This is a genomic window from Tundrisphaera lichenicola (assembly GCF_051175385.1).
Classification (GTDB): Bacteria; Planctomycetota; Planctomycetia; order Isosphaerales; family Isosphaeraceae; genus Tundrisphaera; species Tundrisphaera lichenicola.
The window spans coordinates 875,465-889,385 of record NZ_CP195106.1 but is presented as its reverse complement, the minus strand read 5'-3'; the positions used below and the strand labels follow the sequence as shown (position 1 = coordinate 889,385).

The window sequence follows — 13,921 nt, the reverse complement described above, 5'->3', positions numbered from 1 at the left end:
TCCATGTCATCCGTCCTGGATCGATCGCCCATCGAAGCCCCGAGTTCCCCGGTGGACGTCCCTTACCTGTTCAGCGTGGACGATTTCTACCGGATGATCGACAACGATATTTTCCCCGACGACGCACGAGTCGGCCTCTGGGAAGGGCGGGTCTACGAGGAGATGGCCAAGAAGCACCCCCATTCGTTCTCCTGGGCCAGACTCAACGCCGCCTTGTTTCCCATACTTCCGCCCGGGTGGTCGCTCTGGGCGGAATCCTCGATCACCCTCAGCGCGGACAAGGTTCCCCTGCCCGACATGGTCATACTTCGCGGTGACCTCGAGACCTACCGAGACCGAAGGCCCGTGGCGGCAGATGTCGGGCTGCTGATAGAGCTGGCCGACACCAGCCTGAAGATCGACACCGGAGCCAAGCTCCGGGCCTACGCGAGGGCCGGCATCCCGGCCTACTGGGTGTTCAATCTCAAAGAAGACGTGATCTATCTCTACTCCGATCCCATCCCATCCGAGGAGCGATATTCCTCGACGACGACCATCGGCCGGGACGGATCGATACCGTTTGTCCTCGAGGGCGCGCAGGTCGCCCTGATCCCCACATCCAATATTCTTTAGAACTGATAATACGAGTATAATTAACTCCAAGGATCAACCCGACCATGAGCACCGCCGACCCCGCCTCGATGGAAGCCCGAGCCGCCGAGTTCCGCGACGCCTATGCTCGCGTGAAGGCCGAGATCTCCAAGGTGATCGTCGGCCACGACGACATCATCCACGGCGTTTTGACCTGCCTGTTCGTGGGCGGGCATGCCCTGCTGGAAGGGGTCCCGGGGCTCGGCAAGACTCTCTTGATCCGGACCCTGGCCGACACGCTCTCGCTCGACTTCAACCGGATCCAGTTCACGCCCGACCTGATGCCGGCCGACATCATCGGCACCAACGTCGTCATGGAGACGCCCGATGGCAAGCGGACGTTCGTCTTCCAGCGCGGGCCGATCTTCTCGCAGATCGTCCTGGCCGATGAGATCAACCGGGCCACCCCCAAGACCCAGTCGGCCATGCTCGAAGCCATGCAGGAGCACTCGGTCACCGTCGGCGGGACGATCCACAAGCTCAAGGAGCCGTTCTTCGTCATGGCGACGCAGAACCCCATCGAGCAGGAAGGGACCTACCCGCTCCCCGAGGCCCAGCTCGACCGCTTCCTGTTCAAGCTGGTCGTCGGCTACTCCACCCGCGAGGAGCTGACCATCGTGCTCGACCGGACCACCCGGAACGAGAAGCCGAAGGCCAGCCAGGTGATCGACGGCGAGACGCTGGTCGCCATGCAGCAGCTGGTCCGCGAGGTGATCGTCGCCCCGCACGTCCAGGACTACGCGATCCGGCTGGCCCTGGCCACCCACCCCGAGGGGCCTTACTCCGTCCCGATCACCAACCAGTACGTCCGGTGGGGCTCCAGCCCCCGAGGGGCCCAGACGCTCGTGCTGGCCGCCAAGGTCCGGGCCCTGCTCGACGGCCGGTTCAACGTCTCCTTCGAAGACCTCCGACGGGTCTATCTGCCCGCGCTCCGGCACCGGACCCTGCTCAACTTCGAGGCCCAGGCCGAGGGGGTGAGCACCGACGACGTCCTGCTCAAGATCCTCGACGCCGTCCCCGAGAAGGCCGAGGAGCGGGCCACCGCCAAGGCCGGCTGAGTTCTCCGAACCCGGATCACCCTCGAAGATTCGCACCATGACGACCACCCACGACATCTACGATCCGCCCCCCGCGCCGGTCCCCTGGGCGCCGCCGGAGCCCGAGCCGCTGACCTTCACGGCCGGCGACCTGACGGTGCTCGCCACGTTCTCCAGCCTGGTCCTGGCCGCCTCGGCCCTGGCCTGGCACGTCGACGCGACCATGGCCCTGCTGATCCTGGTCGGCGGGGCCCTGGTGATCGCCGAGAGCTGGTTCACCGCGCTGGGGTTCCTGCACAAGCGGCCGCTGGAACTCGGCGGTCGCTGGAAGATCTTCCTGGCCGCCTTGATCCCCTGGATCTTCGGCCTCGGGCTGGCCGCCGGGCTGATGCTCGGCCTCTTCTATCTCTCGGATCAGGCGAGCTGAATCCGGGTCGGCCTGGGGCTCGGACAGATCAGATAATCGGTCGGAATACAACTTCAATCGAGAGCGATAAAGGAGGGGCGGAGCAGGGTCGACGCACGACGGTCGAGGTTCCCGGACGGGGGCCGAGTCCCGAGTCCCGAGTCCCGAATCCTCCCAAAATCGATGCCCGAGACCGCCTCGCCCGCGCTGCTCGATCCCGAGTTCCTCCACAAGCTGGAGCAGCTCGAACTCGTCAGCAAGAAGATCTTCGTCGGCCGGATGAAGGGGGAGCGCAAGAGCAAGCGACGCGGCTCGTCGGTCGAGTTCGCCGACCATCGCCAGTACTCGGTGGGCGACGACCTCCGGCACATCGACTGGAACGTCTACGGCCGGCTCGACAAGCTCTTCCTCAAGCTGTTCCTCGAAGAAGAAGACCTGCACTTCTACACGCTGCTGGACACCAGCATCTCGATGGATTTCGGCGACCCGACCAAGCTCCACTACGGCAAGCAGGTCGCGGCGGCCCTGGCATTCATCGGGCTGGTGAACCACGACCGGGTGATGCTGGACACCTTCAGCACCACCCTCGACGCCGGGATGAGCAGCGTCCGAGGTCGGTCCCAGATGTACCGGATCGTCGGCTATCTCGACCAGTTGAAGGCCAGCGGTGCCAGCGACCTGACCGCCGCCGCCAAGGCGTTCGCGATCAAGCACTCGGGCAAGGGGGTGGTCGTGATCATCTCCGACTTCCTGGACAAGCGGGGCTACGAGCCCGCGCTCCGCTACCTCCTGGCCCGGAACATGGACATCTACGTCGTCCACGTCCTGGCCCAGGAGGAGGTCGAGCCCGAACTGGTTGGCGACCTCCGCCTGGTCGACGCCGAGGACGACGACATCGCCGAGATCACCGTCAGCGCCCCCCTGCTCCGCCGTTACAAGGATAACCTGAACAGCTTCGTGGGCGGCCTCAAGGAATGGTGCACCAAGCGCGGGATCACTTATATTTTCACCACGAACCAGAACCCGTTCGACAAGCTGATTTTGAACTACCTGCGTGAGCGGGGGCTGGTCCGATGAAAGCCATGGCCAAGGCCCGGAACGGCAGGTCCTACTTGATCCTGGAGATGGCCATCGGCGCGGTGATGGGTTTGATTTTCGGCACCGCCCCCTGGGTTATCATTTACTCTTTGATGGGATTGACGGGACCATTCGCGCCCTTATGGATCATCCTGGCCCTGGTGACCTTCTTCATGACGCGCAGGCTGGGAAGTAAGGCGATCCGGAAGCTCCAGGAGCGCAGGAAGTTGGAATCTTTGACATCCAGCCCGGCCGGCGAACGCCTCATGCCCCTCTGGGATCGCGACCTCGACGCCTGGCCGAATGCAGAACCGAGGCTACACGCGTGACGATCAAGAACTTCTACGTATTCGTCGGGATCGCCGCGCTGCTGGTGTCCTACATCCTGTACATGATGATCCGAGCCCGGAAGGGCGAGCGGCCGGGCTTCCAGGACCGCGAGCCGGAACTCTGAGATTTTTCGTAGGCAGGGCTCGCCCTGCCGCACACGCCTGGCCGGCAGGGCAAGCCCTGCCCAACGGACACACGGCCGATTTGACGGGAGGGTGAGGCGATGGGCTTCGGGCCGATTCAGTTCATCACGCCGCTGAGCCCCATGCTGTGGGCCGTGCTGGCCGGGGTCCCTGTGGGGATCATCGCGCTTTACTTCCTCAAGCTCCGCAGGCGACCCGTGCAGGTGCCCAGCACCTTGCTCTGGCGGCGGAGCCTGGAAGACCTCCACGTCAACAGCCTGTTCCAGCGGCTCCGGAAGAACCTCCTGCTGTTCCTCCAGCTATTGGCCGTCTTCCTGGTGATGCTGGCCCTGGCCGGTCCCCGAATCCGGGGGACTTCGACGCTGGGCGAGCGATATGTCCTGGCGATCGACAACTCGGCCAGCATGGGGGCGACCGACGTCGAGCCGTCCCGGCTGGCAAAGGCCAAGGAAGAGGCCAGGAAGATCGTCAACGCGATGGGCTCGGACGACCTGGCGATGGTCGTCTCGTTCTCCGACCGGGCCAAGGTGGTCTCCAACTACACGAGCAACCGGACCCTCCTGCTCCAGCGAATCGAGTCGATCACGCCGACCGAGGCAACCACCTCGCTCCGCGAGGCGCTCCAGGTGGCCGCCGGGCTGGCGAACCCCTCGAAGCAGGCCGAAGGGGTGGCCGCCAACAGCATCGTCCCCCCCAAGCTGAAGATCTACACCGATGGCGGGTTCGCCGACGTCGAGGGGTTCAGCCTGGGCAACCTCGAACCCGAGGTCGTCGTCATCGGCACCGCCCCCCCCGCCCCGCCCCAGGACGCCAGCGCTGCGGTCAAGGCCGAGGCCCGGACCAAGCCCCCTTCGAATAACGTCGCCATCCTCGCCCTGCAGACCCGGCGGAATGAGGAACGGCCCGACGTCTATCAGGTGTTCGGGCGGGTCCACAACTACAAGCCCGAGGACGTCGAGGTCAAGGCCCAGCTCTTCAAGCGCGACCCGGCGAAATCCGGCGACCCCGGCCGATTGATCGACGCCATAGGCCTGACCATCGGCAAGCAGGCCGACCAGTCGTTCAACTTCGACCTGCCCGATACCGGAGTCGCCGAGCTGGAAGTCCGCCTCGACGCCCAGGACGACCTCCCGCTCGACAACCGGGCCTTCACCCTGATCGGTTCGCCCCGGAAGGCGCAGATCCTGGTCGTCTCCGAGGGGAACCGCTACCTGGTCGATACCCTCCGGACCCCCCTGGCCGCCGAGCGTGCCGACGTGATCGTGGCCAGTCCCGACGACTACAAGACCGAGGCCTACCAGCGCGACGCCGCCGCAGGCCGGTTCGACCTGATCATCTACGACCGGTTCCGGCCCGAGAAGTCGCCCGAGGCCAACACCCTCTACTTCGGCGCCCTGCCCCCCGGCCCCGCATACGAGAACTCGAAGATGGTGGACAATCCCACCATCCTCGACGTCGACGCCTCGCAGCCCTTGATGCAGTATATCCGCGACCTCTCGGTCGTGCGGGTCTCCAAGGCGATCATCGTCGAGCCGCCGCCCGGCTCCTCGGTCCTCTTCGAGAGCGACTCCGGCCCGCTCGCCTTCATCGCCCCCCGGAGCGGATTCTCCGACGCGATCGTGGCCTTCGACCTAATCCGGGAGAAGAGCTTCAACACCGACTGGGTCACCAAGTACAGCTTCCCACTCTTCCTCTTCAACGCGATCCAGACCCTGGGCAACGCGCGAGAGTCGGCCGGCGAGGAGGTCCACGTGCCGGGCCAGGCGGTCGTCCTCCGGACCGAGAATCCGCCCCAGTCGATGACGATCGTCGACCCCAACGGCAAGGAGTCGGCGCCGATTCCGCGGACCCCCCAGGGGACGTTCCTCTACAATGACGCCAACCTCACCGGGATCTACCACGCCCGATGGCAGCCCGAAGGATCCCAGTCGTTCGCTGTCAACCAGTTCGATTCCCGAGAGAGCGACCTGGCCCCCCGAGGGCTGGTCCCCGAAGGCACGCCGCCCGACCAGGCCGACGCCTACAAGATCAAGATCGGCTACAACCCCGTCGCGGGGACCCGCAAGACCATCCAGGCCCCCCACGACTGGTGGAAGCCCCTGGCCGCCATCGCCCTGGGCGTGGTCTGCCTGGAGTGGTACATCTACAACCGAAGGGTTTACATCTGATAAAGAGACACGCGAGCCGAAGATCCCCGGACAAGGACCGATGATCCGCCCCCGAAACTCGATCACGAGCCCGCTCCATGAGCTTCTCGACCTTGAACGATTCGGATCTCGCCTCGCTCCCCCCCTCCCTGGACGAGATGATCCGCGCGGAGTTGGCGGACGATGAGAAGCTGCTCTGGGTCGGGCGTCCCCGAGCATCGAGGATCATCCTGCCCTTCGTGCCGATCAGTATCTTCGGGATCTTCTTCGGCGGGTTCGCCCTCTTCTGGATCGCGATGGCAAGCCACGCTCCCTGGCCCTTCGCCCTGTTCGGCATCCCGTTCGTCCTGATCGGGCTGACGATGATCACCTCGCCATTCTGGGGGGCGTTCGCGGCTTCGAAAATCTGCTATGCGCTGACGAATCGGCGGGCGATCACCTGGGAGCCGAGCCCCTGGGCCGGCACCCAGATCCGGAGTTACGGGCGTGCCGAACTCACCTCAATCGCCAGGAATCAGCGAGGAGACGGCTCGGGCGACCTGATCTTCCAGGAATTCGTCACTTATGGGAGACGTGGCCGAACCAACGTCACCCGGCGGGGCTTCTTCGGGATCGATCGGGTCAGAGAAGTCGAAAACCTGATCCGTACTAACCTGCCGGGTCGCTGAGGAGGATCGACCATGCTCGGGGCCAGAGCGGGTCGGATCCTCCTGCTTATCTCGATCCTCGGGACCAGGGCCCTGGCCCAGGAATCGCCCGAAGACAAGGCCCTGACCTACCTCGCCCGGGAGGTCCCGCGCTGGTCGTCCGAGAATCATTGCTATTCGTGCCACAACAACGGCGATGCCGCCCGCGCGCTCTATGCTGCAACCAGGCTCGGTCGGGCAATCCCGCCCGAGTCGACGGCCGACACCACCCGATGGCTCGCCCGGCCCGAAGGTTGGGAGAAGAACGGGGGCGGCGGACCGGCCAGCGACAAGCTCCTGGCCCGCATCCAGTTCACTGCCGCGCTGGCCTCGGCGGTCGAAGCCGGGCAACTCGCCGACAAACAAGCCTTGATCCGCGCGGCCGATCGAATGTCCCGGGATCAGGCCCCTGACGGGTCATGGCGGATCGAAGAACTGGGCCGGGTCGGCTCTCCCGCGACCTACGGTCGACCGCTGGCCACCTGGACGGCCCGCGAAGCCCTCAACGCCGCCGATCCGATCCGGTTTCGGGACGCGATCGAGCGGGCCGACGCCTGGCTCGGACGCCTCGAACCATCGAGCGTCCTTGATGCCTCGACCATCCTCCTGGCCAAGTTGAAGGGTCAGTCCCCGGAGAGTCGAGAGGCCACTCTCGATCTCCTCAGAAGAGGCCAGGCAATGGATGGCGGCTGGGGACCTTACGAGAAGTCGCCTCCCGAGGTCTTCGACACGGCGCTGGCGCTCCTGGCCCTCGACCGCCATCGAGACCGGCCCGGAGTGCCCTCCCTGATCGCCAGGGGGCGAGCCTATCTGATCGAGAACCAGCAGGACGACGGAAGCTGGATCGAGACGACTCGCCCCTCCGGATCCGAAAGTTACGCCCAGCGACTCTCGACTTCGGGATGGGCGACCGTAGCGCTTTTGACCGTCAAAGCCCCCTGATCTCGGTCATCTGAGCCGGGATCAGGGTTGCGATCCTCGGATCAAGATCGGCAGGCGGATCAGCCTCGACTCGGACCGTTCCGGCGTGTCTCGCTGGACATCAACCTCGAAGGGACGTCGGATGCTGTTGCCGGCCAGGTCTTCGAGTTCGTCGTCGACCAGGAGTTCATAGTCGCCGGCAATCCAGGGAGCTTCGGGCGTGAACATCCATCGGACGCCACCGGCTTCGACCTCGATCCGCCCTTCGACCGCCACTCCCCGGTGATCAACCAGGCTCATCGCGCTGTCCAGGAGCGCCGCATCGAGAGGATTGGGGAAGGTCAGGCCGAGAGGGTCGCGAGTCGAGGCCAACGGGCGTGCGATTCGCCAGGCTTTCGGATCGGGCTGCGTGTTGTCCTCGGGACCGGCCCGGAATGTCTTCCGGAATTCCCGACCGAGCGGATCTCCCTCGGCGTCTCGCCAGGCGGAGTCGACCACCAGGGTGTAAGTCCGGCCCGCTTCCAGGACCGGGCCGTGTTCCTCGCGGGGCTTGAGCCCTCGCTTGATCCGACCCGGATCGATCAGGAGCGTCAGGCGGGTCCCGGTCGGATCCCAGAGTTCTTCACCGAGCCGGAGGAACGGTAGATCGATAGCCGTTCCGTCATCCTTCAGGAGCCGGACGCGGTCGTAGACCTCGCCGCGTGCCATCGGGTTGGAGAAGTGGAGATAGAACTTGAGTAGGTTCTCGGGGAGCATCTCGCCCGAGGGGTCGACGCGGGTCACGACCGTCGAGGGACGCTCCGGCCTGGGGACAAGATGCCTTGACGAGAGATCCTTGCCGCTGCCGCCGGGAAGCTGGGAAGGTCGATAGGTCGCGACGAAGGCACGGCCTCGATCCATCGGAAACCGGGGGGTGAATCGGAGGGCGTCCCCTTCGAGCCGGTACGAACCGACCATCGGAGGGCGATCCCCCTGCCCTTCGACCTGGACCGAGAAAAGCCCCGGCCATCGGGCCTCGGTCCAGCCTGGCTCACCGAGCGCCTTCCGGGTATCGGGCGAGAGCCCGACGACCGAAACCGAGGAGGTCGTCCCCGAAGGATCGACCTCCCATCGGATGGCAAGGCCGGGGCCCTCGGCCGGAAATCCGGTCGCGAGGGCCGCGGCGAGGATCAGACCCGTTGAAATGATCACGGGAGGGCGATGGTTTCGAGGTTCATGGCCCCACCCTCTTGCTGGATCACGACCAGGGCATGGTCCTTATCGAAGGCATCCAGCTGGACGACCCCCTTCAGCTCATCGACCTTCTTGTAGGGCAGGCCGGCGGTGTCGGTGATGTGGTCACTGATCGAGGGGGCCTCGGCGATCCCGTCGGTGCTGATCTTCATCATCCCCCGGCTGCTGTTGGCCAGGAGGATGTAGTCCTTGCCGTCCTTCTGGTACACGATCATGTCGAGCGGGTTGTTGCGGTTGCCCAGCTCGGCGACGGTGGCCCCCTTGAAGTGGGTGCCCGGCTTGAGGGCGGCGACGGGGAACTTGACGAGCGGGGTGCAGGTGTAGGCGGCCATCAGGTAGGGCTCGCCATTGATCTTGTACGAGGCGAAGGTCCGGACCGGCGAGGCGGTCTCATAACGACCGTGGGCCCCGTGGTAGATCTCGACGCTCGTCCCGTCGGAGACCGAGGCGAACGGATAGGGGATCGAGATCAGTCGGGAGGAGAACTTCTCGTTCGAGAGGCCCGCGACGAAGACCCGGCCATCGACATAGGCGAGGTCGGTGATCGCCTGGCTTCGGGGGCTGGCCCCCTTCTTGGCGGCGGCGCCGGCGGTCGGGACGTTGGACAGTTCCGCCTTGGCGAACGGGACGTTCTCGGTCGAGACGAGCGAGAGCTGGCCGGCCCGGTCGACCCGGACGATCGCCGGTGCGGCCGACGGCCCTCGGCCTCGCGAGACCGACAGATAAGCCTTGCCCGAGAGCGGATTGACCGCCAGGTCGTTGATCATGACCTCGCGAGCGTCGGTGCCTAGCAGTCCGGCGATCTTCTCATTGATCGCCTCGACCTTGATCGCCTCGCCCGCCGAGTCGGCGGTGCGGTCGCCGGTGTCGATGGCGAAGATCGCCGCGCCCTGCGAGTCGCCCACGAACAGCAATCCGTGAGGCCCGAAGGCCAGCGCCCCGGCCGATTTCAGGTCGGGCGTCCCCTTGGTCAGGTCGGCCCCGTGCGCCGTCAAGGCGGTGCATACCACCGCCGCCATCGCGAATCGAGCCTGGAACATGGTCGCTTCCCCCTTTTCGATGAGACGATCGATCTCCGAACGAGGTGGGGCGAGAGGTCCCCAGGAGGCGCATTATCGGCCCTTGGCGCGACATTGCAACGGGGCAGCGTCGGGCCAAGGGCCAGGATCGCTCCGGGCCGAACGGCCGAGGTCAGTCGTCGGCCGAATCGATCCCGAGGATCTGCTCGACCGATTTGACCAGCTTCTCCATGGCGAACGGCTTGCGGATGTAATCGCGAACGCCGAGCATCTCCGCATAGGCTCGGTGGCGGCTCCCCTCGTTGCCGGTGATCATGATGGTGGGGATCAGGCCGCCGGGTCGTCCCTTCAGCTTCTCCAGGACGAGGAATCCGCTCTTCTTGGGCATCATCATGTCGAGGATGATGAGGTCGGGCCCTTCGCGCTCGGCGACGGTGAGCCCGGCGTTCCCGTCGCGAGCGACCATCACCTTGTAGCCCTTTGCTTCGAGGACGGTTCGCATCGATTCGATGATGTCGTTGTCGTCGTCGACGAGCAGGACCGTCTTCTGTGCGGACATCGCGAACTACCCCCGTCCGTCATGCTCGATCGCTCAACTGGTCTCAAGTGGACGCGACCATGATAGAGCGCCGTTAGGGTCCTCGGCAAGGGACCGGGCGGGCCTGGGTCAGGACGAGCCCCTTTCACGATCGGGAGACGAGCGTCATACTATATATACTTCAAGGGGACCGGCGGGGGCGGCCGATCCGATGGCCCGCCGTCGTGACGACCTATTTGACGCGGGGGACGGCCCTCCTCGCGGCCCGACCAGCAAGAGGATCACACATCATGAGATCGTTCGGAGCTTGGGTCGGCCGGGTGGCCGTGGCGGCAACGTGTCTCGCATGGGTCGGGTGCGGAGGGAGCGACGTCCCCGATCCGGATTCCGACTCGGCCGCCGCCGAAGACGCGTCGCCGCAAGTCGTCGATCGTGGTGGGGCGTCGGCCCCCGAAGCGCCCTCGGCACCCGAGCCCGCCGCACCGGCTCGTCCCGAGCCGATCGCCGCGACAGGAGCCCCGTCCGCCATCGAGACCGCCCAGCCCGCCCCCGTCGCGGAGCCCGAGCCTGTTGCCTCCAGCGTCAAAGGAGACGCCTCGGGGACCGAAGACATGCTCCGGATCGCCGCGACTCCCACCGCCGCTCCCGCCGAGACTCCGACACCCGGGGCTGCGGGCGGAATGGCGGGCGGGCCTCCCGGCTATCCCGGTGCCGGCGGACCTCCCGGCTATCCCGGCGCCAGCGGGCCTCCCGGCTATCCCGGCTCCGGCGGGCCTCCCGGCTATCCCGGTGCCGGCGGACCTCCGGGCTCGACCCGAGACAGCCTGGCTGCGGTTCCTGGAGCCACCCCGGGATACCCAGGCTCGGTCCCAGGCGAGGTCGGGCCACCAGGGGGATATGAGGCCATGCGACCTGGAATGGCCGCCGGGCCCGGCGGGCCTCCAGGATTCGGAGGGCCGGGGGGAATCGGCGGACCAGGAGGCCTGAACGGGCCAGACGCCGCTCCGGTTGGGCCCGACACCTTCTTGCATCCCAATACCGCCGTCGAGGCCTTCATCTCCGCTCTCAAGCTCAAGGATAGGGACCGATTGGCCGAGGCCACCGCCCGCCGAGCCTCGACCGAGGCCGCCGAGAAGCATCAGAAGATCTTCGAGTCGATCATCGACGGGAGCATCTCCGACGACGAACTCGACGAGATGTCGAAGGCCCTCGGTGAGTTCAAGGTCGCCGGGGTCCTCCCGGCCAAGAGCAGCGGTAAGGTTGGCGTCGTCGTCTCCAAAATGGAGGGACGGGACCGCCACCAGCGGACCATCATGACCCGCAAGGAGAAGGAAGGGTGGAAGGTCCTGGACGTCGGCAGCGAGCTGGAGTTCAAGGCCCCTCCCAGCTTCTCCAAGAATCGTCGACGATAAGAAACCCCGGCGGTCGAGGTGGCCTGTTGTAAAAACAGCAGGCCACCTCTGTAAGAATGTCGCAAAGCCGCCGGGAAATTCTTCGATTTGGAAGTTTTTCCCTCAAGTTATGGTCTTGATCGGACGGGCTGGGGGCAATTTCCGCGATTCTTGCCCTGTTGGCCCCGGAACTGCTTTACTGCTCCTCCCGTCCGCCTCGCCTGCCTCCGACGTTTAAGTCGATCCTCTCCGACACCCCATACAGCGCCCAAGGAAGGAGCCTGCATGGACTGGTCCAATCTTCGAACTGACAGCGTCCTCGAAATTGCAGTCATGATGTTCCAGGTCTTCGGGGTCGCCACCCTCTGCTTAACCCGCCTGGTGCCCGCCACCCGTTGGGCCGATCGGGGCCGGGTGGGTTTCGTCTTCGCTCTGGTCGGTCTCGGTGTCTTCGGGGCGCTCTGCGGCCGCTTCGATTCCGAGTTTGCCCTCTTCGCCGGCGGGACCATGACGGTTTTGCTGATCGGCATGATCGCCGGAAGCGGGACCGTTGGTACAACCGCGCCCCCCGCGATCCGGCTTTCCAGCGAGACCGAGCCGGCCGTCTGAAAATTTTCCGTCGCCGAAGTTCTTATCAAACATCATCTTCCCGCCTCGGGGCCGCACGGCCCCGATTTTTTTTGCGCCAGCGATTTGACGGCCCGGCGATCGTGGGGCAGAGTTCCGTCGGTTCGGAAGCCAAGGACGTGCCAAGACCTGACTGACTCCTCGATCGACCTCTCGAAGCTAGACACTTCCCCAGCCCCGCCACGGGGCGTTTCCGAAGTCGAGTCATCCCAAACACGATCCCGGACCGAGCTTTCCAGCTCGATGTCCTTCGCGCGGACCCGTCGGCCACTGACGGGAGAAGGATCAAGCTATGTTGCTTCCTCTGAAACGGATTTCGGCCGCGTTCGGCCTCCTGACCGTGGCGGCTTCCGTGGCGACGGCCCAGGCCCCGGCCCCCTCGATGAATCAGAATCAGGCGACCGCCAATGCCGTCGCTTCGGCCCTGAAGTCGAGCCCGTCCCTCTCGTCCTACCGGATCGACATCGAGGCCCGCTCGGGCGTCGTGACCCTGAACGGCTCGGTCCCCAACGCATCCCAGAAGCGCGAGGCCCTGGCCCTGGTGAACAAGGTGTCCGGCGTCACCGGCGTGGTCGATCAGATCCGCGTCCCCGACGCCCGGGTCCGCCCGGTCCAGTACCAGATGGCGATGGGCGGCCACGGCGGGATGCTGCACCACGGCGGCGGCTCTTACGAGGGTGCCCCGGTGATGTCGGAGCCGACCATGGTCTCGTCCCCGGACGGGAGCCCGGTCCCCGAAGGTCCGGCCGGGATGGGTGCTCCGGCGACCGCGGGCACCAGCCAGCCCAACTACGCCTGGCCCAGCTATGCCCCGGCCGGCAACTTCTCGGCCGTCGGCTACCCGACCGCCTACCCCTGGCAGGCCTGGCCGAACATCGGCCCGTTCTACCCCTACCCCGAAGTTCCCCAGGACTGGCGGGCCGTGACGCTCCGCTGGGACGACGGGATCTGGTGGCTCGACTTCAAGAAGAACTACACCCGCCCGTTCTTCACCCCCTACCCGTTCGGCCTCTTCGCTTATTGAGCCGAACGGACGACGCAATCTGCTGAATCACGACCGAGGGCCGGGTGGACTTGTTCCGCCCGGCCCTTCGGCGTTGCCCACTCAGGCCGGATTGGTCGGTTCCTCCGGCCCCTCGAAGAGGTCGGCCAGGGCCAGCCGGAATCCGGGGAGGACCACCCCGCCTTCCAGGGTGTCTTGCCGATCCAGGACCCGAATCGCTCGGGGAGAGTCGTATTCGTAGACGAGCGACTCGTGAAGATGAAGGACCCAGACCCGTCGGACGCCCGCCTCGAAGTACTCGCGGACCTTGGTGGGGATCTCCTCGGCGTGATTGGTCGGGCTTACGACCTCGACGGCGAGGTCGGGGACGACGTCCCAGGCATTGACCGATGGCGTCCGCATGCCTCGGGGCCAGCATCGAACGATAGGAAGCCAGCATCCGGCCGTCTTTGGAGATTCGGTGCCGTGCGAATCCGGAAGAGTGTCTCAGTGACCGCTCGGCCGAGTCCGGCGGACTTCGCGAACTGTTCGATCTCGAAGGCGAGCGCGAAAGCCAGCCTGGTCCCATACACCCCGATCGCTGATTTCTCCAATCGTCGGTCGTCGACGATCTCGTACAGGCCGTCCGGATCGATCGGTCTCGATCCCATTTCGGGGGTGAGGAGTTCTGCGGTCGCCATTCGGTCGGCTCCTCGGACGCGATGCGGAGTTCGAGTCATCAGGATTGTAACAG

The 13,921-nt window shown here is 65.6% G+C and carries 16 protein-coding genes; 12 read left to right on the top strand and 4 right to left on the bottom strand.

Annotation, left to right across the window (positions count from 1 at the left end; genetic code table 11):
* Nucleotides 1-3: 3 nt before the first annotated feature.
* The 9 genes from P12x_RS03445 (at nucleotide 4) to P12x_RS03405 (ending at nucleotide 7,398) form a co-directional block, all read left to right on the top strand.
* Nucleotides 4-612: a Uma2 family endonuclease gene (locus P12x_RS03445; RefSeq protein WP_435009437.1), complete on the top strand. Its 609-nt coding sequence runs from the start codon at nucleotides 4-6 to the stop codon at nucleotides 610-612.
* Between the two features lie 44 nt (nucleotides 613-656).
* Nucleotides 657-1,688 carry an AAA family ATPase gene (locus P12x_RS03440; protein ID WP_435009436.1) on the top strand — a complete coding sequence of 344 codons (1,032 nt, stop codon included), beginning with the start codon at nucleotides 657-659 and terminating at the stop codon, nucleotides 1,686-1,688.
* Nucleotides 1,689-1,725: 37 nt separating this feature from the next.
* The gene (locus tag P12x_RS03435; RefSeq protein WP_435009435.1) at nucleotides 1,726-2,094 is read left to right on the top strand and encodes a hypothetical protein; all 369 of its coding nucleotides are present in this window, start codon (nucleotides 1,726-1,728) and stop codon (nucleotides 2,092-2,094) included.
* A gap of 162 nt (nucleotides 2,095-2,256) precedes the next feature.
* Nucleotides 2,257-3,150: a DUF58 domain-containing protein gene (locus P12x_RS03430; protein WP_435009434.1), complete on the top strand. Its 894-nt coding sequence runs from the start codon at nucleotides 2,257-2,259 to the stop codon at nucleotides 3,148-3,150.
* Nucleotides 3,147-3,479 (top strand): hypothetical protein, encoded by a 333-nt coding sequence (locus P12x_RS03425; RefSeq protein WP_435009433.1) that lies wholly within the window; start codon nucleotides 3,147-3,149, stop codon nucleotides 3,477-3,479. Before P12x_RS03430 ends, P12x_RS03425 begins: the two co-directional genes overlap by 4 nt.
* Nucleotides 3,476-3,604: a hypothetical protein gene (locus P12x_RS03420; RefSeq protein WP_435009432.1), complete on the top strand. Its 129-nt coding sequence runs from the start codon at nucleotides 3,476-3,478 to the stop codon at nucleotides 3,602-3,604. The genes P12x_RS03425 and P12x_RS03420 overlap by 4 nt, the downstream gene beginning before the upstream one ends.
* A 99-nt stretch (nucleotides 3,605-3,703) precedes the next feature.
* Nucleotides 3,704-5,791, top strand: coding sequence for a vWA domain-containing protein (locus tag P12x_RS03415; protein WP_435009431.1), 2,088 nt, complete (start codon nucleotides 3,704-3,706; stop codon nucleotides 5,789-5,791).
* Nucleotides 5,792-5,868: 77 nt separating this feature from the next.
* Complete coding sequence (locus P12x_RS03410; RefSeq protein ID WP_435009430.1) at nucleotides 5,869-6,438, top strand: hypothetical protein; 570 nt, start codon at nucleotides 5,869-5,871, stop codon at nucleotides 6,436-6,438.
* Between the two features lie 12 nt (nucleotides 6,439-6,450).
* Nucleotides 6,451-7,398: a hypothetical protein gene (locus P12x_RS03405; protein WP_435009428.1), complete on the top strand. Its 948-nt coding sequence runs from the start codon at nucleotides 6,451-6,453 to the stop codon at nucleotides 7,396-7,398.
* 21 nt (nucleotides 7,399-7,419) lie between these two features.
* On the opposite strand, the gene P12x_RS03400 is transcribed toward P12x_RS03405, so the two are convergent.
* The 3 genes from P12x_RS03400 to P12x_RS03390 form a co-directional block, all read right to left on the bottom strand.
* Nucleotides 7,420-8,568, bottom strand: a complete 1,149-nt coding sequence (locus P12x_RS03400; protein ID WP_435009427.1) for an Ig-like domain-containing protein — start codon at nucleotides 8,566-8,568, stop codon at nucleotides 7,420-7,422.
* Nucleotides 8,565-9,650, bottom strand: a complete 1,086-nt coding sequence (locus P12x_RS03395; protein WP_435009426.1) for a hypothetical protein — start codon at nucleotides 9,648-9,650, stop codon at nucleotides 8,565-8,567. Before P12x_RS03395 ends, P12x_RS03400 begins: the two co-directional genes overlap by 4 nt.
* A 151-nt stretch (nucleotides 9,651-9,801) precedes the next feature.
* The gene (locus P12x_RS03390) at nucleotides 9,802-10,188 is read right to left on the bottom strand and encodes a response regulator transcription factor (RefSeq protein WP_435009425.1); all 387 of its coding nucleotides are present in this window, start codon (nucleotides 10,186-10,188) and stop codon (nucleotides 9,802-9,804) included.
* A gap of 269 nt (nucleotides 10,189-10,457) precedes the next feature.
* Between P12x_RS03390 and P12x_RS03385 the strand changes: the two genes are divergently transcribed.
* The 3 genes from P12x_RS03385 (at nucleotide 10,458) to P12x_RS03375 (ending at nucleotide 13,209) form a co-directional block, all read left to right on the top strand.
* Nucleotides 10,458-11,579, top strand: a complete 1,122-nt coding sequence (locus P12x_RS03385) for a hypothetical protein (RefSeq protein WP_435009424.1) — start codon at nucleotides 10,458-10,460, stop codon at nucleotides 11,577-11,579.
* 264 nt (nucleotides 11,580-11,843) lie between these two features.
* Entirely contained in the window at nucleotides 11,844-12,167 is a 324-nt protein-coding gene (locus P12x_RS03380; RefSeq protein WP_435009423.1) for a hypothetical protein, read from the top strand.
* A 310-nt stretch (nucleotides 12,168-12,477) separates the two neighbouring features.
* The gene (locus P12x_RS03375; RefSeq protein ID WP_435009422.1) at nucleotides 12,478-13,209 is read left to right on the top strand and encodes a BON domain-containing protein; all 732 of its coding nucleotides are present in this window, start codon (nucleotides 12,478-12,480) and stop codon (nucleotides 13,207-13,209) included.
* Between the two features lie 81 nt (nucleotides 13,210-13,290).
* On the opposite strand, the gene P12x_RS03370 is transcribed toward P12x_RS03375, so the two are convergent.
* The gene (locus P12x_RS03370) at nucleotides 13,291-13,590 is read right to left on the bottom strand and encodes a Uma2 family endonuclease (RefSeq protein WP_435009421.1); all 300 of its coding nucleotides are present in this window, start codon (nucleotides 13,588-13,590) and stop codon (nucleotides 13,291-13,293) included.
* Between the last annotated feature and the right edge of the window lie 331 nt (nucleotides 13,591-13,921).